Below are 24,586 nucleotides of genomic sequence, written 5' to 3' on the forward strand. Positions count from 1 at the left end.
GGGATGCGCCCCGAACGCACACCGCCGCCGGGCGCACCCCGCGAGCGGACCGGTGGCCGGCACCGACCGCGGCTAGGCTCCGACGGGTGCCGCCGTCTGCTCCCGCCTCGTCCGCCGCGGACCAGCTGCCCGCCCGCGCGGCCGCCCTCTGGGCCGCCCTCGACCCGATCGTCGCGGCAGGCCACCCGCTGCGGGTCCTCGACGTCGGCGGCGGCAGTGGCAACTCCGCCGTCCGCCTGGCGCAGATGGGCCACGACGTCACCGTGGTCGACCCCAGCGCCGACGCCCTCGCCACGCTGAACAAGCGGGCCGCGACCGCCGGCGTCGGACCGCGGGTGCACGGCGTGCAGGGCGACGGCGACCGGCTGCACGAGGTCGTGCCCGCCGGCGCGGACGACGGCTACGACCTGGCCCTGTGCCACTCGGTGCTCGAGGTGGTCGACGACCCGGCCGCCACGCTGCGCGAGCTCGCCCGCGCGCTGCGCCCCGGCGGCACCGCCAGCGTCGCCTCGGCCAACCGGGCCGGCGCGGTGCTGGCCCGGGCCGTCGCCGGGCACCCCGTCGAGGCACTGGCCCTGCTCGAGGACCGCGATCCCGCCCCGCGGCGCGCCAGCCGCCCGGCCCGCCGGCGCTTCGCCCCCCAGGACCTGCTCGCCCTCGTCGAGGCCGCCGGACTGCAGCCGGGCACCTGGCGCGGCGTCTCGGTCGTCGCCGACCTGCTCGACGTCGCCTCCGGCGCCGATCCCGAGGCGGTCCGCGGGCTCGAGCTGGCGCTGGCGGGCAGCTCGCCCTACCGCGACGTCGCCGCCGGGTTGCACGTGCTCGCGACCCGCCCGTGACAGCTCCGCCCGCGCGGCCCCGTCCCGGCGGCCCTCCTGCAGGGTCCCGCCGCGAGCCTGCGAGTGGCGGGGGGCAGGGGGGTCCTTCTGATGAGCCTGCGAAGGGTGGGGAGGACGGGGCCCTTCCACTGCCCGTCGACCTGGTCCGGCCCGACTACGGCAGGTCCACCCTCGCCGACGTCCTCCCCGGCGTGGCCACCGCGCTCGGCGTCCCCGTCGAGCGCGGGGACCTGCCGGCCGACCCGCTCGGACTCGCCGCCGCGCTGGCCGGGGCCCGCCGGGTCGCCGTCCTGCTCGTCGACGGGCTCGGCGCCGACCTGGTCCGCGCGCACCGCGACGTCGCGCCCACGCTGGCCGCGCTGGCCACCCCCGCCGGGGACCTCGCCGCGCCCTGCCCGAGCACCACCCCGGTCAGCCTCACCACCCTGGGCACCGGCCTGCCGCCGGGCAGCCACGGCGTCCTCGGTTTCGTCACGGCCGTGCCCGGCGAGGAGCGCACCCTCAACCACGTCCAGTGGACCGACGACCCCGACCCCGCCGTCTGGATGTCGCGGCGCAGCGTCTTCGAGCAGGCCGCCGACGCGGGCGTCGAGGTCGCCGCCGTGGCGCCCTACGCGTTCCGCGGGTCGGGCCTGTCGGACGTCGCCTACCGCGGCGCCCGCTACACCGGCACCGTGGGCCCCGGGGACCTGGCCGCCGTCCTGCTGGAGTCGCTGGCCGCCGCACCGCGCACCCTCGTCTACGGCTACACCGCCGAGCTCGACCTCACCGGTCACGTCCGCGGCGTCGACTCGGCCAGCTGGCGCGCCCAGCTGGCGCTGGTCGACCGGCTCGTCGAGCAGGTCGTCGACGGTCTCCCGGACGACGCCGCGCTGCTGGTCACCGCCGACCACGGCATGCTCGACGTGCCGCCCGACACCCGGCTCGACCTCGACGCGGCCCCCGAGCTCGCCGAGGGCGTCCGGCTGCTGGCCGGCGAGCCGCGGGCGCGCTACCTGCACGCCGTCCGGGGGGCCGAGGCCGACCTGCTGGCGCGGTGGCGGGAGGTCCTCGGGGACCGCGCCTGGGTCGCCGGCCGGGACGAGGCCGTCGCCAGCGGCGTCTTCGGCCCGGTGGACGACCACCTGGCCGCCCGCATCGGCGACGTCGTGGCGCTCGCCCGCGGCACCTGGGCGCTGACCGCCACGGAGCGGGAACCCGGCCCGAGCCGGCTGGTCGGCTACCACGGCTCACTCACCGCGACCGAGCTGGCCATCCCGCTGCTCGCCGCGCGGGGCCGCGCCCTGGTCTGACCACGGGACGTCCGCGCTCGTTGACCCCTCGGGCGGCGGGGACGACAGTGCCCGGCGACCGGCGCTCGACGTGCCGATCCCGGCAGGGCGGAGCCCCCATGACCGTCAGACCAGCTCGATCCGTCCCCACGGCCCTCGCGGCGGCGGTCCTGACGACCATCCTGCTCGCCCCTGGTACCGCAGCAGCGACCCCGGCCGCTCCGCCGCTGACCGCACCGGCGGGAGCGGACGTCGGCGCCGACCCCGCTCTGGTGGCGGACCTGCGGGGGGACCTCGAGGAGTACCTCCTGGCGCGCGGGGAGGCCGAGCACGCCTCGGCCGCCGGGTTGAGCGTCAGCCTCCCGGACCAGCTGGAGACGATCGACGTCAGCGCCGGGACCACCGAGTTCGGCGGGTCGGTGCCGGTGCAGCCGGACGCCCTCTGGCAGGTCGGCAGCAACACCAAGGCGTTCACGTCGGTGCTGCTGCTGCAGCTCGAGGCGGAGGGCCGCCTCTCGATCGACGACCCCGTCAGCCGGTGGTTGCCGCAGTACCCGCAGTGGCACGACGTCCCCATCCGCCGGCTGCTGGACATGACCAGCGGCATCCCCACCTACGACGACCAGCCGGCCTTCCTCACCGACCAGGCCGCCGACCCGCTCCGGGAGTTCACCCCGGAGGAGCTGGTCGGCTACGCGGTCGAGGCCCCGGCCACGTCCGGGTACAGCTACTCGAACACCAACTACGTCCTGGCCGAGATGGTCATCGAGCGGGTGACCGGGACCGGTTACGCCAACCAGCTCTCCGCCCGGCTCCTCGTACCGCTGGGACTCCGGGACACGTACTACCGCTCGCACCTCTACCCCCCGGGGATCGCCGACCGCATGCCGGCCGGCTACTACACCCGGACCGACGAGCCCGAGCTGTCCCCGCTGGTGGGACAGGACGTCAGCCGGACCTCGTTGTCCTGGGCGCGCGGCGCAGGCGCCATCCTGAGCACGACGGCGGACATGACTCGGTGGGAGCGCGCCCTGTACGACGGGTGGCTGCTGCCGCCGCAGCAGCAGGCCGAGCTGCTGAGCCTGGTCTCGACGGCGACGGGGGAGCCCATCGAGGCGACGGGCCCCGGCGACCCCAGGGGTTTCGGCCTGGGGGTCGCTCAGATGACCGACGCCCTGGGCACCTTCTGGTTCTACGAGGGTGAGACGCTCGGCTTCCGCCTCCTGCACGCCTACTTCCCCGAGTCCGGGCTGATCGTCGCCATGGCCCTGAACAGCAGACCCGACGAGGACCAGCTCGGGGCTCTGGCGACGCGGGTGTACGAGACGGTGGACGCGCACGGGGCCCTCGGGCCCGCCTCGACCGGCGCCGGGGCCTGACCCCGGGGACTCAGACGCCGGAGAGCAGCCGCACGTGCCAGGTGCGGCCGTGCGCGGGGTGCACGGCCCGACAGGTCAGCGGCGCCGACTCCTCCGACGGGCGGCTCTCGACCTCGGTCACGATGTCGCCGTCCGGCCCGGCGAGGGTGACCACCCACCGCTCGACCTCGACCCCGGCGGGGGTCAGCCGGCGCACGTCGCGGGGCAGCAGGTCGTCGACCCCCAGCAGGAACAGCTCCCCGCGGGCGGTGTGCTGCGCGGCCTGCACCGGCGCGGGCAGCCCGGAGCGGCCGCGCAGCCAGGGCAGCGCCACCCGGCCGCCGGCGTGCGCCTCGACCAGCTCGGCGCCGTCGCCGGGCACCTGCCCGTAGTAGAAGCCGTGCGGGAGCACGAGCACGTTGCTGGCGAACCGGCAGCCGCCCAGGTGGCTGCTCTCCCACACGTCGTCGGCGGGCATCGTCCGGGCCAGCGGCCGCCCGCGCAACGCGCAGCACGCGTCGTGCCCGCCGTGCGCGCACACCAGGTAGAGCGGCCGGTCGGCCCGCTCGCCGACCGAGCCGTCCCACGGCGCGTCGACCAGCTCGGCGTCGCTGTCGCGCACCGACCACCACACGCCCTCGACGCCGGGCCGGCCGTCGACGATGGCCCAGCGGTGCTGCGAGTCCGTGAGCCGGTCGCCGGGACGGCGGACCAGGAGCACCCGCACGCCCTCGACCCGCGCCCGGTGCGCCAGCCGTGGCGCGACGGCGGGGTCGAAGCGGGACTGGGTGAGCGCGTCGACGCCCCACGGCCCTGGCTGCTCGACGAGCAGCCAGCGCTGCGCCGGCGAGGCGGTGGCGATCTCCGAGTCGCCGCGGACCAGCGCCTGTACCGAGCAGCGGCCCGGCTCGAGGCGCCCCGCGGGCAGTCCCGGCGCTGCCGCGACCTGGCAGAAGTCGGCCGGCGCGGTCACGTGCCCTCCTCGCCCGCGTTCGATTGGGCCGTGACTGGCGGTATTGCGGACGCGGCCGACCTCGCCGGCTCGGTCACGGGACGGCGTCCGGCCGGCTCACGATCCGTTCCCGGGCGCGCGCTCACGCCCCCCATCGTCCTCCGCGGTCGCACCGGGCACGGTGGCGATCGACTCGGTCACCAGCCGGCGGGCCAGGGTGAGCTGGTCGGCGGCGTCGAGCCCCGGCAGGTCGGCGACCTTCAGCTCGCCGGCGGCCAGCAGCCCGGCCACGGCCGGCCGGGTCTCCGCGGGCAGCTCGAGGGAGCGCCGTCCGGCCACCAGCGTCACCCGGCCCTCGACGGCCTCGCGCAGCCGGCAGCGCAGCCGGCGGCGCAGCCGCAGCACGGTGTCGGGGGAGAGGGCCGCGGCGGCGGTCGCCTGGGCCAGCGGGGCCACCGGTTCCGGGCGGACCTGCGCCCAGGTGCGGGACCGCAGCCGGTCGGCGACCTCGGCGGGGTCGACGTGGTCCAGCCAGCCCTTCAGCGCGGTCACGACCGCCGCGACGTCGTCGGCCACCGCGGCCGGGTCGGCGAGGTCCACGCCCAGCGGCAGCGAGCGGCGCAGCTCCGGGTCCTCGGCGGCCAGCACGCGGACCAGGTCCAGCGCGCTCTCCGCGGCCGCCCAGCGGGTCACCGAGTGGATCCCGACGGTCAGGTGCGCGCTGATCGCGCCCAGCGCGGTCGCCGAGTGCAGGTAGCCGCGGGGCAGGTAGAGGGCGTCACCGGGGCGCAGCACCGCGTCGATCACCGGCGCGTGCTCGGCGGCGGCGGCCACGGCGGCGGCCCGGTCGGTCCACGGCTGGGTGCGCAGCGGGTCGGTCAGCACCGGCTCGTGGATCGTCCAGTGCTTCTCGCCGGCCACCTGCAGGACGAACACGTCGTGGACGTCGTAGTGGGGGGAGAACCCGCGCGAGGACGGCGGGGTGACGTACGCGTTGACCTGCGTCGGGTGGCCCAGGTCGGCGGCCAGCTGGTCGGCGAACTCGATCAGCGGCGGCCAGAGCCGGTGCAGCCCCTGCAGGACGACGGTGCTGCCGTCGGCGAACAGCCGCAGCACCGCGTCGGAGGAGACCTGGTCGGCCACCTCGGCGCCGGCGCCGCCCGAGGTCGTGAAGCGCTTGGCGTCGACGACCGCGCCGTCCTTGGCGATCCGCAGGAACGGGGTGCGCAGCCCGCGGCGGGACAGCAGCTCGTCGACCGCCGCGAGGTCGAGCAGGTCGTCGAAGGAGCCGCCCGTCTCCTCGGCGCGGGTCAGCAGCGGCCGGCGGGCCCAGTACTCCTCGGCGAAGACCCGCGGGTCCAGAGCGGTGCACCGGCGCAGGGCCGGCCGGGTGTCCGGCCGGCCCTGCGCGGTGTGGTCCTCGGTCAGGCGGAGCCGTCCGCGCCGCCGTCGGCCCCGCCGTCCGACCCACCGCCCACGGCACCGCCGTCGGCCGGACCGTGACCGGCACCGCCGTCCGCGCCGCCGTCGGCACCGCCGTCCGCACCGCCGTCAGCACCGCCGTCGGCACCGCCGTCCGAGCCGCCACCGGCGGCCCCGCCGTCGGCCGGGCCGTGACCCGCGCCGCTGTCGGCCCCGCCGTCGGCACCGCCGTCCGAACCGCCACCGGCGGCCCCGCCGTCGGCCGGGCCGTGGCCCTCGGTGCTGGTCATGTCGTCGTCGTCGAGAGCCATGGGTCTCCCATCACGTCGGGTCCGGGCCGCCGGCCGGCGACCCTCCGGGCGTTGCTGTACCTCCTCCATCCTGCTCTCACACCCCCGCCTCGACCAGCGGTGACGGGGCGGGCGACGACGCGGTCCCGGGTCCCTGCCGACCGGCGACCCGCGCCCGGGTGGTGCCGTGTCCGACCCGTGACCTCGCGACCTCGATCCCCCGCCGCGTCGAGGTGTCGCCCGGGTGCCGCGGGGGTTAGCGTCCCCCCGGCGGTCGAACGCGCGTTCGACCAGCGGGGAGGGGTCCGGTGTCGTCGGGGTCGTCGCGTGCCGCGGGGTGCACGGTGCTGCACGTCGACATGGACGCGTTCTTCGCCAGCGTCGAGGTGCGCCGCCGGCCCGAGCTGGCCGGGACGCCGGTGATCGTCGGCGGGGCGGGCAACCGCGGCGTGGTCACCTCGGCGACGTACGAGGCGCGCCGCTACGGGGTGCACGCGGCGATGCCGACGTCCCGCGCGCTGCGGCTGTGCCCGACGGCGACGGTGCTGCCGGGGGACCTGGCGCTCTACGCCGAGGTGTCCCGCGCGGTCATGGCGCTGTTCCGCTCGATCACCCCGCTGGTCGAGCCGCTCAGCATGGACGAGGCCTTCCTCGACGTGTCCGGCGCCGGGCGGCGGCTCGGCGACGCGGCGGAGATCGGGGAGTACCTGCGCGCCCGCGTCTTCGACGAGCAGGGCATCACCTGCTCGGTCGGCGTGGCCGGCACCAAGTTCGTCGCCAAGCTCGCCTCCACCGCCGCCAAGCCCGACGGGCTGCTGGTCGTCCGGCCGGCCGAGGTCATGGGGTTCCTGCACCCGCTGCCGGTCGGCGCGCTGTGGGGGGTGGGCGCCAAGACCGAGGAGGTGCTGCTGCGGCTGGGGCTGCGCACCGTCGGCGACCTGGCGCACGTGCCGGTGCGCACGCTGCAGCGGGCGGTGGGCCCGGCGGCCGGCGCGCACCTGCACGAGCTGTCCTGGGGGCGCGACCCGCGCCGGGTGGTGCCCGACGAGCCGGAGAAGTCCACCGGGCACGAGGAGACCTTCGGCACCGACGTCGACGACCCTGCCGTCATCCACCGGGAGCTGCTGCGGCTGTCCGAGCGGACGGCGGGCCGGCTGCGCTCGGGCGGCTGGCTGGCCCGCACGGTGACGATCAAGGTCCGCTTCGCCGACTTCGCCACGATCACCCGCAGCCGCACCCTCGACGTCCCCACCGACCTCGGGCAGGAGCTCTACGACACCGCCCGCGCCCTCTTCGACGCCCTCGGCCTGGACCGGGCCCGCATCCGGCTGGTCGGCGTCCGCGCCGAGCGCCTCGTGCCGGCCGGCGAGACGCCGCGCCAACTGGAGCTGGGCGCCCGGGAGCGCGGCCGCCGCGAGGCCGAGCTGGCCGCCGACCGCGCCGCCCGCCGGTTCGGCGCCGGCGCGGTCCGCCCGGCGACGCTGCTGCACCGCGGCGGGCCGCGCACCCGGTGACCCGCGCGCCGCAGGCACCCCGGGGACGACGGCCGGGGAGGCACCCGACGGATCGCACCCGACCGGGTGGCGGGAACTCCGGCCGCGCTCCGTTCGTCTCCCCGCCGAGGCCGTGGGCCACCCGCCGGGGTGATCGCGGCGAGCCCGGCGCGGCTCGCCTTTCGCACCCCGCGGAGGGCTCGTATCCTCGGTGTCACCGACGGCGGGCACCGCCGCCGGGTCCTGGCTTTGGCCCATGTGGAGGTCGACGTGCCGCTCTCCGAGCACGAGCAGCGACTGCTGGAGCAGATCGAGCGCGCCCTCGTCGATGACGATCCCAAGTTCGCCTCGTCGGTCCGCTCCGGTGACCGACGCGGCAAGGCGCGCCGCATGCTGCAGGTGGGCGTCGCGCTGTTCGTGGTGGGCATGGCGGCGCTCGTCGGTGGCGCGGTGATCCCCTCGGTGCCGCTGGGTGCCCTCGGCTTCCTGGTCGCGTTCGGCGGGCTGGCCCTCACCGTCCTGAACTACCGCTCGGCCACCGGGGTGGTCGAGGCCGGTCCCGGTGTCCCGTCCGGCGGCGCGACCGCCAGCAGGGGCGGTCGCGGGCGCGGCGGCGGCGGCAAGGTCCGCCGGCAGCCGCTGAAGAACCGGCTCGAGGAGCGCTTCCGCCGCCGCTACGACCAGTAGCCCGCAGGCTCCCCACGACAGCCGCCGTCCTCGCCGGACGGCGGCTGTCGTCGTCCCCGGCCCCGACCACCCCGCAGGAGGCACCGTGACCGATCCCGACACGACAGCCGTCTGGCACGACCTCGCCACTGCCGGTGGCCTGTGGGCCTGGGGCGACGAGGACGGCGTGGCCCCGTGGACCGACGGCGACGGGCACGACGTCGTCCCGCTGTGGACGGCGGCGGAGCAGGCCGAGCTCGAGTCGCTGCCCGACGCCGAGCCCGGTGAGGGGCCGGTGTTCCTGGACGTCGAGGCGCTGCTCGACGCCATCCCGAACTGGGCGGCCGCGGGGGTCGGCGCGGCCGGCCTGCAGTCGGAGGGCGGCCGGTTCACCCTCACCGTGCCGCTGACCGAGCTGACCGAGCGGCTGCTGCGCCTGCAGGTCGACCGGCCGGCCTGAAACTGGCCCCCTTGCAGGGGCCCGCCGCGAGCCTGCGAGTGGCGGGGGGCAAGGGGGCCTTCCTCTTCAGCTGCGCCGCGCCGTCCCGCGGCCCCACCGCGGCCGGGGCAGCGCCGCGGCCAGCCCGGCCAGCAGCGACGGCGGCCAGAGCAGCGCGCGCAGCCGGGCTCCCCGCGGCGCCGCGGCCAGCAGCCCGCGGCGGGCGGTGGCCAGGTCGGCGCGCAGCTCCGGGCCGACGACGGGGGCGCTGCCGGGGCGGGCGTAGCTGGCCGCCTCCTCGGCCCGGGCCAGCCGGGCGACCGCCGCGGCCACCCGGGACCTCGTGTGCGGGCGCCGGCCGGACCGGTGCGCGCCGCCGCCGGGCTCGGCCGCCTCGGCGAGCGCCTCGGCCACCTGCCGCGGCGTCCGGGCCGGGTCGGCGGTCCGGCCGAGGTCCAGCGCGGTGGCGGCGAGTTCGTCCCACAGCGCCGCCGGGCTACCGGTGGCCAGCCGGCGTCGGCGCTGCAGCGCCCGCAGCCCCGCCGGGACCGCTGCCACCGCCAGTACGGCGAGGGCGACGCCGGCGGTGCGCAGCGCGGTCGGCACCCAGGAGGCGGCCTCCTGCGGCGCGGCCTGGGGCGCCGGCACGTCCTGCGGGGTCGGCTGGTCCCGCGGCGCCGGGGCGCTCGGCACGGGCAGCGGAGCGGTGGTCAGGTCGGTGCGCGGGTCCACCTCGAGGTCCTGCGGCCGGGGTGCCCACGGCAGCTCGACGGCGCGGTCGGTGTCGATCGGGGTCGGGTCGTAGGGGATCCAGCCCAGGTCGTCGAAGTAGACCTCGACCCAGGCGTGCGCGTCGTCGCTGGTCACCACCCGGCTGCCGTCGGGCTGCGCCGTCCCGGGGGTGTAGCCGAGGACCACCCGCGCCGGGACGCCGGCGGCCCGGACCAGCGCCGCCATCGCCCCCGCGTACTGCTCGCAGTAGCCCTGTCGCAGCCGGAGGAAGTCGGCCAGGTCGTCATCGGTGGTGCCCGGCTCGGTGGTCAGCGAGTACTCGTAGCCGTTGGCCGGGTCGGTGAAGTGCCCGTAGATCGCCTGCACCCGCTCGTAGGGGGTCTGCGCCTCGGCGGTCAGCGAGGCCACCAGTTCGTCGACACCGGGGTCGAGGTCGGGCAGGGCGGTGTAGCGCTGCACCAGGGGCAGCTCCGGTTCCAGCGGCGCGGCCGCGACGAGCTCCTCGGGGGCGGGGCGCGGCTCGACCGCCGCGACCGACCAGGTCTGCCCGGCCGTGGACACGTCGCGACCGAACACCGTGCCGGTGCCCGGGTCGAAGCGCCAGCGGTCGGGCTCGGCCACGTCGACCGCCTGGGGGGCGTACAGCACCGGCAGGAAGCGGTCCTCGTGGCCGAGGGCGGTCAGCAGCGCGTCCACCGGCCGGCCCCCGCGCTGCCCGGGGAGGGGAGCGAGCTCGGGCTGGTCGGCGACGCCGGTCTCCCCGTCGAGGTTGCCGATCGTCCACCCCTCCGCGGCGTCGTAGACCTCCAGCGCGACGACCCGCAGGTACCCGGGGTCGGGCACCGAGGCGTTCAGCCGCAGCAGGTCGACCGGCTCGTCGAGGGTCAGCTGGCCCTGCAGCGCCGCGGCCGGGTCGAGGGCGGTCCCGGTCGAGCTCCCGCCCCCGCCGCCACCGAAGCCGCCGGAGAAGGTGCCCTCGGTCAGCGTGGGGACGACGGCGCCGACCACCAGCCCGAGCACCACGGCCACCGCCCCGGTCCGGACGGCGGTCAGCGTCCCGGCCCCCAGCAGCGGACGCCGTCCCTCCGGCGAGCGCCGCCCCAGCCGCCGGTGCTGGTCGGCGAAGAGCAGCAGCGCCAACCCGGCGGCCGGCGCGGCCACCGGCAGCACACCGATCGTCCCGGTCACCGTGCTCACCGGCACGCAGAACAGGACCAGCAGCCCCAGTCCGGCCAGCGCCGGCTGCCGGGCGCCGACGGCCACGAGGTCGACGGCGACGGCGACCAGCCCGGCCAGCAGCGTGGTCAGCGTGACCAGTCCGGTCAGGGGCAGGGCGGGGGTACTCTGCTCGGCCATCTCCACCGTGCCGTCGGCCATCACCGCGCCCAGGTCGCCGAGGCTCTCGCTGGTCGGCAGCCAGCCGCCCCAGGCCTGCTCCGGGGCGAACAGCGCGGTCAGCACACTGGTCAGCACGACCAGCTGGCCGAACGGGACGGCGAGGATCACCAGCGTCGTCCACCAGCCCGGCGCCGTCCCGCCCGGGCCCAGCCGGTCGGCGAGCGCGGCGCCGGCCACGCGCAGCAGCAGGCCGCTCGCGGCGACAGCGACGACGGCCGCGAGCACCGGTGGCCGCCAGTCGCCGTCGGTGAACACCGGCACCAGCGCCAGCGTGCCCAGGGCGGTGGCGACCGCCGCGGCCAGCGTCGTCCCGGCGTCGCGCAGCAGGGCGCGCGCGGTGTCGCCGGTCACCGGGCACCGCCCTGCAGGACGCCGGGACGCACCAGCTCGGCCCACACGTCGGCCACCGTGTCGCCGGCGCCCGCCACGGCCACCTGCCAGCCGCCGGCGCGCAACAGGTCCGCCGCCGCCTCCTGCTGCCGGGCCAGCTCCGCACGCGCCGCGGCGCCGACCGGCCGGCGGCGGCGCGCACCCTCGGCCTCGACCCAGCTGCCGATGTCGGTGAGCACGGCGAGGTCGGCGGCCGGTCCCGAGCGCACCCGCACCAGCTCGGCGGCCTCGTCCGGCCCGATCGCCCCGAGCAGCGCCACCACCGGGCCCTCCCCGGCCGCGCGGGTCAGCAGTGCCAGGCCCGGACCCAGGCCCGCCAGCCGGGACGGCGAGACCCCGGCGAGCCGGTCGAGCAGCTCGTCGGCACCGAGCCCGGCGGCGGGGGAGGCGCCCGCCAGCTCGACGCCCTCGGTGACCAGCCGCAGAGTGGCGCCGCGAGCGATCAGCTCGGTGCCGATGCTGGCGGCCGCCTCGACCAGCCACTCGAGGCTGTCCGGCGGGGCCGTACCGGAGCCGGTGGCGGCGGGCCGGCGGTCGGCCGGCTGGGGACGGGCGATCAGGTGGGCACGGGCCCGGGTGTCGAGCAGCAGGGTGGCCTGCGCGCGCCAGGGCCGTTCCTCCAGCCGCACCATCAGCTCGCCGGTGCGCGCGGTCGCCCGCCAGTGCACCTTCCGCAGGTCGTCGCCGTGCCGGTAGGGCCGGGTGCTGACGTCGTCCTCCCCGTGGACGGCGAGCGAGCGGCGCGCGCCTGCGCCGCCGCCGTGCCCGCTGCCCGGGCCGCCGGGGCCCAGCGGCACCACCCGCGGCACCACGACCAGCGTGGCGGTGTCGGCGCCGACGACGCTGCGCAGCACCAGGCCGAAGGGGTCCACCAGCCGCAGCCTGAGCGGCCCGAGCCGGTAGCGGCCGCGCCGTCCGCCGTGGACGCGGTAGTGCAGCGTCGCCGTCCGGCCGCCGGGCAGCCGGTCCACCACGAACTCCGGGGTGGGCCCCAGCTCGCGCGGCAGCGTCTCGGCGAGCAGCCAGAGCCCGCCGGTGCCGCGCCCGGCGTTGCCCAGCTCGAGCAGGACCTCGGCGTCCTGCCCGCGCGGCACGCGGGCGGGGGTGACGGTCCGGCGGGAGGCGACGCGGAAGCGGTGCCGGGCGACGGCGACGGCCGACAGCAGCGGCAGCGCCAGCACGAAGACCGCCACCTGCACCAGCGGCGTCTCGCCCAGCAGCACCCCGAGCAGCAGCAGGGTGAGCCCGGCGGCGACCAGGCAGCGGCCGCTGAGCGTCAGGCTCGCCAGGGCGGCGGCGACCGGGCCGGCCACCTCAGCGTCCGCGGGGGATGGGCACGGTCCTCAGCAGGTCGGCCACCAACTGCTCGGCGGTGCGGCGCGCGGCGGCGGCGTCCGGGGTGAGCAGCAGGCGGTGGGCGAGCACCGGCACGGCGACGGTCTGCACGTCGTCGGGCAGCACGTGGTCGCGCCCGGCCAGCGCGGCCGCGGCGCGGGCGGTGCGCAGCAGCTGCAGGCCCGCGCGCGGCGAGGCGCCCAGCCGCAGGTCGGGGGAGCGCCGGGTGGCCTCGACCAGCGCGACGACGTAGCGGCGCACCGCCTCGGAGACGTGCAGCCGGCCGACGGCGTCGACCAGCGCGCGCACCCCTGCCGCGTCGGTGGCCGGGGCCAGCGTGGTCAGCGGGTCGGCGGTCACGAGATCGTCGAGCATCGCGAGCTCGGCCTCGCGGTCGGGGTAACCCATGGAGACCCGGGCGGTGAACCGGTCGCGCTGCGCCTCCGGGAGGGGATAGGTGCCCTCCATCTCGATCGGGTTCTGGGTGGCCATGACCAGGAAGGGCCTGGCCAGCTCGTAGCTGACGCCGTCCACCGTGACCTGCCGCTCTGCCATGCACTCCAGCAGCGCCGACTGGGTCTTGGGGGAGGCCCGGTTGATCTCGTCGGCCACCACGATGTTGGCGAAGACCGCGCCGGGCTTGAACTCGAACTCGCGGCTCTCCTGGTCGTAGACCGACACCCCGGTCACGTCGCTGGGGAGCAGGTCGGGCGTGAACTGGATGCGCCGCACGCTCGCGTCGACCGAGGCGGCCAGCGCCTTGGCCAGCGTGGTCTTGCCCACCCCGGGCACGTCCTCGACCAGCAGGTGCCCCTCGGCCAGCAGCACGACCAGCGCCAGGTGGACGACGTCGGGCTTGCCGTGGACGACGCGCGCCATGTTGGCCGCGATGCGGGCGCCCTCCGCCGCGACGTCCACCGGCACCTCCGTGCCGGCCCTGGTCGGGGTCACCTCGGTCACGCAGCCCTCCTCGCCGGCGCTCGTCGGCGGCGTGTCCGACGGTTCGCTCCCCATGCGTGACCACGCGAGTCGGTCACGTCCTCAACCGTACGTGCCTGCGCGCCTCCCGGGCGTGGCGTCGCACACGGCGACCCGTCCCTCCCACGCCGCGTCCGGGGTCCCCACCAGCCCACCCCGGAGACCTGGCGACCGCCGCCACCAGCAGGCCACGGGGTGGGGCGCGGTGGGACGACACCCCACCGTGCCCCACCCGCCGGCGGCACCCGGCGTCCGGGCCGCTGACCTGCGGGAGCAGGCGTGGGGAGGACCGGTTACGACATGGTGTCGAGTGGTGTTCGGTGGGGCGTAGTGGGTTACTGTGTGGCCCGGTGGGGAGGCACGGCCCGTCCCGGGGGCGCCCCGGAGCACGAGGAGGAGCGATGGGGGAGGTGTTCCGGTGTTCGTCGGCAGCTACCCGTTGCGCCTCGACGAGAAGGGCCGGCTCGCACTCCCCGTCCGCTTCCGCGAGCAGGTGGCCGGCGGCATGGTGATCAAGAAGGGCCAGGAGCGCTGCGTCTACGGACTCACCATGGCCCGGGTCGCCGAGCAGAGCGCCGCGGCCGCCGCCATGGCCCCGTCGGACACCGCCGCCGCCCGCATGCGCGCGCGCATGAGCTTCGGCTCGATGGTCGAGGTCGAGCCGGACAAGACCGGCCGCATCACCATCCCGGCCAACCTGCGTGAGTACGCCGGCCTGGACCGCGACGTGGTCGTCGTCGGCGTCGACACCCGGTTCGAGATCTGGGACGCCCCCACCTGGGACGCCTACGTGGCCGAGCAGGAGGCGACCTACGCCGACATGGAGAGCGAGGGGATGCCCACCCTCTCCTGACCCCGCCGTCCCGCCCCTCCGACCCTCCGCGCCCCACCCCGACCGAGCCGACTTCCCCGCGGCTCGACCGGCCGGCCCGAGCCGTCTTCCCCGCGGCTCGGACCCCACGGCACCGGAGGAGACGCACCGCCCACCGGGCGCACCGCCGGTCCCCACCGGCTGCCGCGCCCGCCCGTCCCCGCGGGGCTCCACCTGACGTACTTCCCCGGCGCCAGGCGGACCCCGCGGGGGGCGGGCCGGGCGCCTGCCGTGGGTCGGGACCCCACCGGGCGGTCGCGCGGCCACCCGGTCCCCACCGCGCCCCACCCGCCTCGGATCCGCCGGCGAAACGCCGCAGCGCTCCGCCCGCAGACCGCCGCCCAGCCCCACCATGGACGGGCCCCCGCGCCCCCGGGCGCCCCGACCCGTTCAGGAGCCGCCGACGATGAGCAGCACCGAGCCGGCGCCGCTCGCGGTGCACGTGCCCGTCCTGCTCGACCGCGTCACCGAGCTGCTCGCCCCGGCCTGCGCCGCCGACGGCGCCGTCCTCGTCGACGCCACCCTCGGCCTGGCCGGGCACTCGCTGGCCCTGCTGCACGCCCACCCCGGGCTGCGGCTGGTGGGCCTCGACCGCGACCCCGACGCCCGCGCCGAGGCCACCCGCCGGCTCGCCGACGCCGGTGTCGCCGACCGGGCCACCGTCGTCCCCGCCGTCTTCGACGAGCTGCCGGAGGTGCTCGACCGGCTCGGCCTCGACGAGGTGCAGGCGGTCCTGTTCGACCTCGGCGTCTCCTCGCTGCAGCTCGACCGCCCCGACCGCGGCTTCAGCTACGCCGCCGACGCCCCGCTGGACATGCGCATGGACCCGTCGGCCCCGCGGACCGCCGCGGACGTCGTCAACACCTATCCCGCCGCCGACCTCGCGCGGGTGCTGCGCGTCCACGGCGAGGAGCGCTTCGCCACCCGCATCGCCCAGGCCATCGTCCGGGAGCGGCAGCGCGCCCCCTTCACGCACACCGAGCGGCTGGCGCACCTGGTGCGCGACGCCATCCCCGCCGCCACCCGCCGCACCGGCGGCCACCCGGCCAAGCGGACCTTCCAGGCGCTGCGTATCGAGGTCAACGACGAGCTCGGCGTCCTCGAGCGGGCGCTGCCGGCGGCGCTCGACGCGCTCTCCGTCGGCGGCCGCATCGCCGTGATCACCTTCCACTCCCTCGAGGACCGCATCGTCAAGCAGACCCTCGCCGCCGGCGCGGTGGACCGCACGCCGCCCGGCCTGCCGGTGCCGCTGCCCGAGATGAGCCCGACGCTGCGGCTGCTGACCCGCGGCGGCGAGCCGCCGTCGGAGGCCGAGGTCGCGGCCAACCCGCGGGCCGCGTCGGCCCGCGTCCGGGCCGCCGAGCGCACCCGGCGGGCCGCGTGAGCGCCGCGGCGGCGGCTCTGCCGCACAGGGGCACACGGACGACGCACGAGCCGCGGACGCGGCCGACCCACGACGGGGAGGTCACATGAGCGCCACCGCCCGCGCGGCGGGCACCCCGGGTGAGGACCGGCCCGGCCGCCGCACCCCGCCGCCCCCGAGGGAGGACCCCGCCCCCCACGCCGTGGGAGGACCCCGAGGAGGACCCCGTCCTCACCACTCGCAGGCTCGCGGCGAGCCTCTGGACGGGGCCGGCCCGGGACGGGGCCGCGGCGGGACCCTGCAGGGAGGCCGCCGGGGCGGGGCCGTGGCGAGCCTCCGGACGGGAACGCCGACGCACGCCACGGGCAGCACCGTGCGGACCGCCGTCCCGGCGCCCGCCCGTGCGCACACCGCGCCGGTGCGCGCGGGCTCGCTGCGCAGCCGCACCGCCGCGAAGCCCACGCCGGCCGCTCCGCCAGCGCCGCGACCCGCGTCCGGCTCGCCGGCGTCCCGCCTGCGCAGCGCGGTCGGCGCCCACCGCGCGCCCTTCGTCCTGTTCGTGGTGACCCTGCTGGTCGCCACCACGCTGGGGCTGCTCGTCCTCAACACCGCCATCGCGGTCAACTCGCTCAAGGCCACCCAGCTCGCGGCGGCCAACGAGGACCGCGCGCAGGAGGTGCAGCGCCTGGAGCAGGAGGTGATCGCCGGCGGCACGCCTGCCGAGCTGGCCCGCGAGGCGCGCGACGCCGGCCTGGTGCCCGCCGGCCCGGCGGCCTACCTCGTCGTCGGGGAGGACGGCAGCGTCACCCTGCGCGGCGAGGCGGTGCCGGCCGAGCAGCCGGAGCCCAGCGAGGTCCCGGCGCTCCCCGCGCCGCCCGTGGCCGGTGGCGGGGACTGATTGTGGCCACCCCACCCCGCCCGCCCGCACCCCGCCGGCGTCCCGCCGACCGCGCCCCCCTGCGCGGCGCGGGAACCGGTGCCTTCACCTCCCGCCGCGCCCCCGGCAGCCGGCGGGTGCCCGGCGCGCTGAAGACCAGCTCCCGTCGGCTGAGCGTCGGCTTCGTCCTCGTCGTCGTCCCGCTGCTGGTGATCACCGGCAAGCTGTGGCTGCTGCAGGGCGTCGACAGCGGCGAGTACGCGCTCGCCGCCACCCAGGACCGCATCCGCGTGCAGGACATCGCGCCGCTGCGCGGCGCGGTCGTGGACCGCGACGGCAACCCGCTGGCCTACACGGTCGAGGCCTCCCGGATCACCGCCGACCCGACGCTGGTGGCCGACCCGGCCCGCACCGCGCTGGCGCTGACCACGCTGGTCGACGTCCCGGTGTCCGAGCTGACCGACCTGCTCTCCGAGGACGGCCGCTACGTCGTCCTGGCCTCGCAGGTGCCGCCGGAGACCGTCGACGCCATCGACGAGCTCGGGCTGGCCGGCATCTTCTCCGAGGACGACCCGGTGCGGCTCTACCCCGCCGGGTCGGTCGCCGGGCAGGTCGTCGGCTTCACCGGCCGGGAGGGCCGGGGGCTGGCCGGCATCGAGCAGACCTTCGACGAGGAGCTGGCCGGCACGCCGGGGGAGCGGCGGGTCGAGGTGGGCAGCGGCGGGCACCCCATCCCCTCGGGCATCGACGAGTCCACCCCCGCCGTCGACGGCCGCACCGTCGAGCTGACCATCGACTCCGACCTGCAGTACGTCACCGAGCAGCGGCTGCAGGAGGCCTGCCAGGACGGCGCGACCACCCGGGCCTCCGCCGTCGTCCTGGACGTGCGCACCGGCCAGGTCGCCGCGATGGGCTCGTGCCCGGGCTACGACCCCGGCGACTACGCGCGGACCGACCCGGAGCTGCTGGGCAACCCGATCGTCTCCAGCGTGTTCGAGCCCGGCTCGGTGCTCAAGGCGGTCACCCTCGCCGCGGCGGTCGAGGAGGGCAGGGCGACGGCGGACACCGTGCTGAGCGTCGACGGCCACATCGAGGCGGGGGACGTCGTGGTGCGCGACGCCCACGACCACGCGCCGATCGACTGGACGGTCACCGGGATCCTCGCCAAGTCCAGCAACGTCGGCACGATCATGCTGGCCCGCCTGGTGGGCGACGAGAAGCTCGAGGATTACCTGCGGGCCTTCGGGCTGGGCAGCCCCACCGGCATCGAGCTGCCCGGCGAGAGCGCCGGCATCCTGCAGGACTCCGCGGACTGGACCGAGAGCCGCTCGGCCAACGTGCCGATCGGGCAGGGCGTCTCGGTGACCACGCTGCAGATGGCGTCGGTCTACCAGGCGATCGCCAACGGCGGGGTGCGCGTCGAGCCGCGCGTCGTCTCCGCGGTCGGCGGCGAGCCGGCCGAGGCGCCGGAGAGCACCCGGGTGCTCAGCGAGTCCACCGCCGAGGACGTGGCGGGCATGCTCGAGGCCGTCGTGGGGCCCGGCGGCACCGCTCCGCTGGCCCAGGTGGAAGGCTTCCGGGTGGCCGGCAAGACCGGCACCGCGCAGCGGGCCAACCCCGAGTGCAACTGCTATGCCGGCGGCGGCTACGTGACGACCTTCGTCGGGTTCGCGCCGGCCGACGACCCGCAGTACGTGGTCGCCGTCGACCTCGAGCGGCCGACCAGCGACGCCGAGGGCGGCCAGGTGGCCGCGCCGGTGTTCGCCGACGTCATGCGCCAGGCGCTGACCGCTGACGGCATCGTGCCGTCGGGCACGCCGCGCCCCGACTTCGTGCTGACCGGCCCGGAGGACGGCCAGGACGACTGACGGGGACCCGGCGCTCCGCTCGCGCCCCGGGAGCGGGTGACGAGCAGCAGGAACCCGGGCCGGGACGGGGCCGCTGTCGGGCGGCGGCGCGCCCGCCGCGTGTGGGCGGCGGGCCGCTGCCGGCCCGCCGGTAGATTGGAGTCCCGTGAGCGAGAGCGGGAGGGGGACGAGGTCCCGGCCGACGGGGGCCGGACCGCTGACCCTCGCCGACCTCGCCGACCTGCTCGGCGCGCCCGTCCAGGGGGACGCCGCCACTGCGGTCACCGGCGTGACGCTGGCGTCGGCCGACGTGGGCCCGGGCGACCTCTACGCCGCCCTCCCCGGCGCCCGCACCCACGGGGCGCGCTACGCCGCCGACGCCGCGGCGCGGGGCGCGGTCGCCGTCCTCACCGACCCCACCGGCCGCGAGCAGGCCGCCGCCACCGGCCTCCCGGTCTGCGTCGTCGACGATCCGCGTGCGCTGCTCGGCGCGGTCGCCGCGCGCGTGTACGGCGAGCCGGCCCGGCGGCTGCAGGTCGTCGGGATCACCGGCACCAACGGCAAGACGACGACCAGTTACCTGGTCGAGGCCGGCCTGGCCGCCGCCGGTCGCCGCACCGGCCTGGTCGGCACCGTCGAGACCCGCACCCGCGGTCGGGCCGCCGACGGCGCGCCGACGGTCACCACCCTGCCCAGCGTGCGGACCACGCCGGAGGCCCCCGCCCTGCACGCGCTGCTGGCCCGGATGGCCGACTCCGGCGTGCAGACGGTGGTCATGGAGGTCTCCAGCCACGCGCTGGTGCTCGGCCGCGTGGGCGGCATCCCCTTCGCCGCGGCCGGCTTCACCAACCTCGGCCGCGACCACCTGGACTTCCACACCGACTTCGAGGACTACTTCCAGGCCAAGGCGCGCCTCTTCGACGGCCGCGCCGCCGTCGAGGTGGTCGACGTCGACGACCCGCACGGGCGACGGCTGGCCGGCATGCTCGGCGACCGCCGCGCGGTCACCGTCTCGAGCCAGGGCGCCGACGCCGACTGGGCGGCGAGCGGCCTGACCCCCGCACCCGACGGCGGGACGGCGTTCACCCTCACCGGTCCCGGCGGGCGCACGTGGCCGGCGCGGGTGCGGCTGCCCGGCCGGTTCAACGTCGCCAACGCGGTCCTCGCCGTGGCGCTGCTCGACGCGGTCGGCGTCCCGGTGGGGACAGCGCTGGCCGGCGTCGCCGAGACCGTGGTGCCCGGCCGGATGGAGCCGGTGGACGCCGGCCAGCCGTTCGTCGCCGTCGTCGACTACGCGCACACCCCCGACGCCGTCACCACCGCGCTCGCCGCGCTGCGCGCCTCGACACCCGGCAGGGTGATCACCGTGCTCGGCTGCGGAGGCGACCGCGACCCTGGCAAGCGGGCGGCGATGGGGGAGGCCGCGGCGGGCGGCAGCGACCTGCTCGTCGTCACCGACGACAACCCGCGCTCGGAGGACCCCGCCGCCATCCGCGCGGCGATGCTGGCCGGCGTCCCCGCCGACCGGCGCGGGGACGTGCTCGAGATCGGCGACCGCCGCGCCGCCATCGCCGCCGCCGTCGACCGCGCCCGGCCCGGCGACGCCGTTCTCGTGGCGGGCAAGGGCCACGAGACCGGCCAGGAGGTGGCCGGCACCCTGCACCCGTTCGACGACCGCGCCGTGCTGCGCGAGGCCCTGGCGCAGCGCGCGCCGGCCGGGGCGGAGCCATCCTCATGACCGAGCTCGCCAGGTCGCGCGAGCACACAGCATCCCGGAGCACGGGGCTGACGAGCGCCAGCGAGGAGACCCCGTGATCCAGTTGAGCCTCGCCGACGTGGCCGAGGCGGTGGGTGGCGAGCTGACCGCCGGCGGCGGCGCCATCACGGGGAAGGTCACCGTCGACTCCCGCACCGTCGCACCGGGCGACCTGTTCGTCGCCGTGCCCGGCGAGCGGGTCGACGGCTCCGACTTCCTGCGCGCCGCCGCCGACGCCGGCGCGGTCGCCGCGCTGACCACCCGCCCGGACCCCGCGCTGCCCTGCGTGGTCGTCGACGAGCCGGTCGCCGCGCTCGGCCGGCTGGCCGCCGCGGTGCACACCCGGCTGGCGGGCGCGGGCGGAGCGCGAGGACACCGCCTGGTCACGATCGGCATCACCGGCTCCTCGGGCAAGACCAGCACCAAGGACCTGCTCGGCCAGGTGCTCGCCACGGCCGGCGCCACCGTCAGCCCGCCCGGCTCGTACAACAACGACATCGGGCTGCCGCTCACCGTGCTCGACGCCGACGGCGACACCCGCTTCCTGGTGCTGGAGATGGGCTCGCGCGGGCCCGGGCACATCGCCCGCCTGTGCCGGGTGGCCCGTCCCGACGTCGGCGTCGTCCTCAACGTCGGCTCGGCGCACCTGGGCGAGTTCGGCTCGGCCGACGGGATCGCCGTCGCCAAGGGCGAGCTGGTGGCGGCGCTGCCCGCCGAGGGCACCGCCGTCCTCAACGCCGACGACCCGCGGGTGGTCGGCATGGCGCCGCGCACCCGCGCCCGCGTGGTCACCACCGGCCGGTCGGTGGGCGCCGAGGTGCGCGCGGAGGACGTCGTCCTCGACGAGGCCGGCCGCGCCGGCTTCACGCTGGTCACCGGGGGTGCGCGCGCGGCGGTCGGGTTGCAGGTCGTCGGCGAGCACCAGGTCGCCAACGCGCTGTCGGCCGCCGGCGCCGCGCTGGCGGCCGGGATGACGCCCGAGGACGTCGCGACCGCGCTGTCGGCCGCCGTGCCGCGCAGCCGCTGGCGGATGGAGGTCACCCGCCGGGAGGACGGCGTGACCGTGGTCAACGACGCCTACAACGCCAACCCCGAGTCGATGCGCGCCGCGCTCGCCGCGCTGGCCGGGCTGCCCGCGCGGCGCCGGGTCGCCGTCCTGGGTGGCATGGCCGAGCTGGGCCCCGGCGCCGCCGACGAGCACGAGCGGCTGGGCCGGGACGCCGTGGCCGCGGGGGTCGACCTGGTCGTGGCCGTCGGACCGGATGCGGTAGGGATAGCCGACGGCGCGCTCGCCGCGGGGGCGGGTCGGGGCGAGGGCGGAGACCAGGGCGCCGTGCGCGTGCCCGACCGGGCGGCTGCCCGGGAACTGCTGACGGAGGTGCTGGTGCCCGGTGACGTCGTGCTGGTGAAGGCCAGCCGGTCCTACGGGCTCGAGGTGCTCGCGGCCGACCTCCTCGCCGCCGGGGCAGGCACGTGAGATCGATCCTGATCGCGGCCGCGTTTGGGCTGATCATCTCGATTCTGGCCACGCCGGTCGCCGTCCACCTGTTCCGCCGCAAGGGCTTCGGCCAGGAGATCCGGGACGACGGCCCGGAGAGCCACCTGTCGAAGAAGGGCACGCCCACGATGGGCGGCACCGTCATCGTCGGAGCCACCGTCGGCGGCTACTTCATCGCCCACCTCTTCCTGATCGACCAGCCCGGCCGCGGGCCGTCGGCCAGCGGGCTGCTGGTGCTGTTCCTCATGGTGGGCCTGGGCACCGTCGGCTTCCTCGACGACTACCTCAAGATCCGCTTCCGGCGCAGCCTCGGACTGAACAAGACCTCCAAGCTGGTCGGCCAGCTGGTCATCGGGGTCGCCTTCGCCGTCCTGGCGCTGAACTTCCCCGACGAGGCCGGCATCACCCCGGCCTCGGAGTTCGTCTCCTACGTCCGCGACATCGACCCGCTGTTCCTGGGCTCGGTCGGCTTCGTCGTCCTCGCGTACCTGTTCATCGCCGGGTTCTCCAACGCGGTCAACCTCACCGACGGCCTCGACGGGCTGGCGGCCGGCTGCTCGGCGATGGTCTGCGGCGCCTACACGATCATCTCGTTCTGGCAGTTCACCCACGACTGCACCAGCGAGCTGATCGAGGGCTGCTACATCGTCCGCGACCCGCTGGACGTCACGCTGGTGGCGGCCGCCGGGCTGGGCGCCTGCCTGGGCTTCCTGTGGTGGAACACCAGCCCCGCGCGGATCTTCATGGGCGACACCGGCTCGCTGGCCCTGGGCGGGCTGCTCGCGGGCCTCGCCGTCGTCACCCGCACCCAGCTGCTGCTGGTCGTGCTGGGCGGGCTGTTCGTCGCGGTCACGCTGTCGGTGGTCATCCAGGTGGCCTTCTTCCGCGCCACCCGGCGCCGGGTCTTCCGCATGGCCCCGCTGCACCACCACTTCGAGCTGGCCGGCTGGACCGAGAACACGGTGATCGTCCGCTTCTGGCTGGTGACCGGGATGTCGGTCGCCTTCGGGCTGGGCCTGTTCTACGCCGACTGGCTCGCCGTCACGGGCCTGTGAAGAAGGGCCACCCTTCCCCCACGCCGCGTCGGCCCCCTGCAGGGTCCCCGGCCCCGTCCCGAGCTTGCGAGGGTTGGGGAGGACGGGGTCCTTCTCCGAGTGTCGGGGGGGAGGACTCCTCCTGCTGAAGGGTGGCCGTTCCAGCGCCTCACCGCTGCGACACGCCCGCACGGTGCGCCGGGGAACCGGCCCCAGCGGCGACGATGGCCGGATGGAGTCCTCCGGCGTCCCGACCGCTCCCGCGCGGCGCCGGACCGGTGGGGCCGGGCGCAGGACGCCGGTCCGCCGGTTCGCGCCCCCGGCCTGGCTCGACGGCCCCCTGACGAGCTTCCAGCTCGTCGTCGGCGCGGCGGGCATGCTGCTGGCCATCGGCCTGGTCATGGTCTTCTCCGCCTCGGCCATCGAGGCCGCGCTCGACGACCAGCCCGCCTGGCGACCGGGCGTGGACCAGGTCGTCTTCGCCGTCATCGGCCTGGTCGCGCTGCTGGTGGCGGTGCGGCTGCCGGTCGGGCTGGTCCGCCGCTGGGCGCCGGTCGGACTCGTCGTCGCCGCGGTCCTGCTGGTCGCGGTGCTGGTGCCCGGCATCGGGATGGAGCTCAACGGCTCCCGCGCCTGGATCGACCTCGGCTTCACCAACTTCCAGCCCTCCGAGCTGGCCAAGCTGGTGTTCGCGCTGTGGGGCGCGCACGTCCTGGCGCTGCGGGACCGCTTCCTCACGGTCCGGACGCTGCTGGTCCCGCTGCTGCCGGTGTTCGGCGTCCTGTCGCTGCTGCTCATCCTCGAGCCGGACTTCGGCGGGGTGGTGAGCCTCGGCCTGGTGCTGGTGGGCCTGCTCTGGGCCGGCGGGCTGCCGCGCCGCTGGTTCGCCGCGTTCACCGCGGCCGGGGTCGCGATGGTCGCGCTGATGGTCGTCGTCGCGCCCTACCGCATGGAGCGGATCACCTCGTTCCTCGACCCGTTCGCCGATCCCTCCGACACCGGTTTCCAGGCCATCCGCGGCTTCTACGCGCTGGCGACCGGCGGGCTGTGGGGTGTGGGCCTGGGCAACAGCGCGATGAAGTGGAACCTGCTGCCCGAGGCGGAGTCGGACTACATCTTCGCGATCATCGGCGAGGAGCTCGGCTTCCTCGGCTGCCTGGCCGTGATCGCCCTCTACGGCGTGCTCGCCCACGCCGGCTTCCGGATCGCCCGCCGCTCGACCGACCGGTTCGTGCAGCTGGCCTGCGTGGCGATCACCGTGTGGCTGGTCGGCCAGGCGGCGCTGAATATGGGCTATGTGGTGGGTCTGCTGCCGGTCACCGGCCTGACGCTGCCGCTGGTCTCCGCCGGCGGTACCTCGTTGGTGCTGACCCTGTTCATCGTGGGCCTGCTCATCCGCTTCGCCCGCTCCGAGCCCGAGGCCGTCGAGCACCTGCGACGGGCCGACCGCGGCCGGCTGTCCCGCTGGCTGCTGCCGGTGTCCGAGCGGGTCGTCGACCCGGTGCGCCCGCGCCGCGCCCGCCGTCCCGAGCGGCCCGACGAGGGGTCCGACGGCACCCCCGAGCGGCTCGCCCGCCGCGCCCCGGGCCCCGGCGCGCGCACCGTCGCCCGGGTCGTCCCGGCCCCGCCCGGGGAGCGTGCCCCGCGCGAGCGGGCGCCCGCCCGCGAGCGGCGGACGACGGAGGCCCGCGGCCGGGTGCCCGAGGCCCGCCGGCAGCCGCCGCCGCGGGCCCGAGCCACCGAGTCGCCGCGGCGGCCGCGGTGAGCGGACGGGGGC

At 77.1% G+C, this 24,586-nt stretch carries 20 protein-coding genes; 14 read left to right on the forward strand and 6 right to left on the reverse strand.

The features are described 5' to 3' along the window. The first annotated feature begins 86 nt into the window (after positions 1-86). The 3 genes from BLW63_RS11140 (at position 87) to BLW63_RS11150 (ending at position 3,489) form a co-directional block, all read left to right on the forward strand. A complete protein-coding gene (locus tag BLW63_RS11140; RefSeq protein ID WP_091155457.1) occupies positions 87-839 on the forward strand; it encodes a class I SAM-dependent methyltransferase in 753 nt (250 codons plus the stop codon). 191 nt (positions 840-1,030) lie between these two features. Continuing rightward, entirely contained in the window at positions 1,031-2,131 is a 1,101-nt protein-coding gene (locus tag BLW63_RS11145; protein WP_244522502.1) for an alkaline phosphatase family protein, read from the forward strand. 98 nt (positions 2,132-2,229) lie between these two features. Then, on the forward strand, positions 2,230-3,489 hold the full coding sequence (locus BLW63_RS11150; protein ID WP_091155460.1) for a serine hydrolase domain-containing protein: 1,260 nt from the start codon (positions 2,230-2,232) through the stop codon (positions 3,487-3,489). Between the two features lie 10 nt (positions 3,490-3,499). Here the strand turns inward: BLW63_RS11150 and BLW63_RS11155 are convergent, their stop codons facing one another. From BLW63_RS11155 to BLW63_RS27335, 3 genes are all read right to left on the reverse strand, one after another. Continuing rightward, positions 3,500-4,441 (reverse strand): ferredoxin family protein, encoded by a 942-nt coding sequence (locus BLW63_RS11155; protein WP_091155464.1) that lies wholly within the window; start codon positions 4,439-4,441, stop codon positions 3,500-3,502. Between the two features lie 96 nt (positions 4,442-4,537). After that, positions 4,538-5,563 (reverse strand): cupin domain-containing protein, encoded by a 1,026-nt coding sequence (locus BLW63_RS11160; protein WP_342028706.1) that lies wholly within the window; start codon positions 5,561-5,563, stop codon positions 4,538-4,540. A gap of 281 nt (positions 5,564-5,844) precedes the next feature. After that, positions 5,845-6,153, reverse strand: coding sequence for a BatC protein (locus BLW63_RS27335; RefSeq protein ID WP_091155471.1), 309 nt, complete (start codon positions 6,151-6,153; stop codon positions 5,845-5,847). 323 nt (positions 6,154-6,476) lie between these two features. Between BLW63_RS27335 and dinB the strand changes: the two genes are divergently transcribed. The 3 genes from dinB (at position 6,477) to BLW63_RS11180 (ending at position 8,751) form a co-directional block, all read left to right on the forward strand. Further along, positions 6,477-7,646, forward strand: coding sequence for a DNA polymerase IV (gene dinB / locus BLW63_RS11170; protein WP_244522503.1), 1,170 nt, complete (start codon positions 6,477-6,479; stop codon positions 7,644-7,646). A 249-nt stretch (positions 7,647-7,895) separates the two neighbouring features. Then, entirely contained in the window at positions 7,896-8,312 is a 417-nt protein-coding gene (locus BLW63_RS11175; protein ID WP_091156173.1) for a DUF3040 domain-containing protein, read from the forward strand. Between the two features lie 85 nt (positions 8,313-8,397). Continuing rightward, positions 8,398-8,751, forward strand: a complete 354-nt coding sequence (locus BLW63_RS11180) for a DUF2750 domain-containing protein (RefSeq protein ID WP_091155477.1) — start codon at positions 8,398-8,400, stop codon at positions 8,749-8,751. 66 nt (positions 8,752-8,817) lie between these two features. On the opposite strand, the gene BLW63_RS11185 is transcribed toward BLW63_RS11180, so the two are convergent. The 3 genes from BLW63_RS11185 to BLW63_RS11195 are packed head-to-tail and all read right to left on the reverse strand — an operon-like array spanning position 8,818 to position 13,545. Next, a complete protein-coding gene (locus tag BLW63_RS11185; protein ID WP_091155479.1) occupies positions 8,818-11,211 on the reverse strand; it encodes a transglutaminase-like domain-containing protein in 2,394 nt (797 codons plus the stop codon). After that, a complete protein-coding gene (locus BLW63_RS11190) occupies positions 11,208-12,563 on the reverse strand; it encodes a DUF58 domain-containing protein (protein ID WP_091155482.1) in 1,356 nt (451 codons plus the stop codon). Before BLW63_RS11190 ends, BLW63_RS11185 begins: the two co-directional genes overlap by 4 nt. Before the next feature lies 1 nt (position 12,564). Further along, positions 12,565-13,545, reverse strand: a complete 981-nt coding sequence (locus BLW63_RS11195) for an AAA family ATPase (protein ID WP_091156176.1) — start codon at positions 13,543-13,545, stop codon at positions 12,565-12,567. Between the two features lie 436 nt (positions 13,546-13,981). On the opposite strand from BLW63_RS11195, the gene mraZ reads away from it, so the two are divergent. From mraZ to ftsW, 8 genes are all read left to right on the forward strand, one after another. Then, on the forward strand, positions 13,982-14,416 hold the full coding sequence (mraZ, locus tag BLW63_RS11200) for a division/cell wall cluster transcriptional repressor MraZ (protein WP_091155486.1): 435 nt from the start codon (positions 13,982-13,984) through the stop codon (positions 14,414-14,416). Positions 14,417-14,840: 424 nt separating this feature from the next. Then, a complete protein-coding gene (gene rsmH / locus BLW63_RS11205) occupies positions 14,841-15,818 on the forward strand; it encodes a 16S rRNA (cytosine(1402)-N(4))-methyltransferase RsmH (RefSeq protein WP_091155489.1) in 978 nt (325 codons plus the stop codon). A 304-nt stretch (positions 15,819-16,122) separates the two neighbouring features. Continuing rightward, a complete protein-coding gene (gene ftsL / locus BLW63_RS11210; protein WP_091155492.1) occupies positions 16,123-16,695 on the forward strand; it encodes a cell division protein FtsL in 573 nt (190 codons plus the stop codon). 2 nt (positions 16,696-16,697) lie between these two features. Next, a complete protein-coding gene (locus tag BLW63_RS11215) occupies positions 16,698-18,542 on the forward strand; it encodes a peptidoglycan D,D-transpeptidase FtsI family protein (protein WP_091155494.1) in 1,845 nt (614 codons plus the stop codon). Positions 18,543-18,687: 145 nt separating this feature from the next. Next, entirely contained in the window at positions 18,688-20,259 is a 1,572-nt protein-coding gene (locus BLW63_RS11220; RefSeq protein WP_091155497.1) for a UDP-N-acetylmuramoyl-L-alanyl-D-glutamate--2,6-diaminopimelate ligase, read from the forward strand. Between the two features lie 73 nt (positions 20,260-20,332). After that, positions 20,333-21,754, forward strand: a complete 1,422-nt coding sequence (locus BLW63_RS11225) for a UDP-N-acetylmuramoyl-tripeptide--D-alanyl-D-alanine ligase (RefSeq protein WP_091155501.1) — start codon at positions 20,333-20,335, stop codon at positions 21,752-21,754. After that, positions 21,751-22,830 carry a phospho-N-acetylmuramoyl-pentapeptide-transferase gene (gene mraY, locus BLW63_RS11230; protein ID WP_091155504.1) on the forward strand — a complete coding sequence of 360 codons (1,080 nt, stop codon included), beginning with the start codon at positions 21,751-21,753 and terminating at the stop codon, positions 22,828-22,830. Before BLW63_RS11225 ends, mraY begins: the two co-directional genes overlap by 4 nt. A gap of 211 nt (positions 22,831-23,041) precedes the next feature. Beyond that, entirely contained in the window at positions 23,042-24,574 is a 1,533-nt protein-coding gene (ftsW, locus tag BLW63_RS11235; protein WP_091155508.1) for a putative lipid II flippase FtsW, read from the forward strand. The last annotated feature ends 12 nt before the right edge of the window (positions 24,575-24,586 follow it).

Origin of the sequence: Geodermatophilus africanus (genome assembly GCF_900107105.1) — a bacterium.
Lineage (GTDB): Bacteria > Actinomycetota > Actinomycetes > Mycobacteriales > Geodermatophilaceae > Geodermatophilus > Geodermatophilus africanus.

Coding starts and splice junctions, on each gene's coding strand:
- BLW63_RS27335 (WP_091155471.1), bottom strand. CDS start 6,153: ATGGCTCTCGACGACGACGACATGACCAGCACCGAGGGCCACGGCCCG.
- rsmH (WP_091155489.1), top strand. CDS start 14,841: ATGAGCAGCACCGAGCCGGCGCCGCTCGCGGTGCACGTGCCCGTCCTG.
- BLW63_RS11150 (WP_091155460.1), top strand. CDS start 2,230: ATGACCGTCAGACCAGCTCGATCCGTCCCCACGGCCCTCGCGGCGGCG.
- ftsW (WP_091155508.1), top strand. CDS start 23,042: ATGGAGTCCTCCGGCGTCCCGACCGCTCCCGCGCGGCGCCGGACCGGT.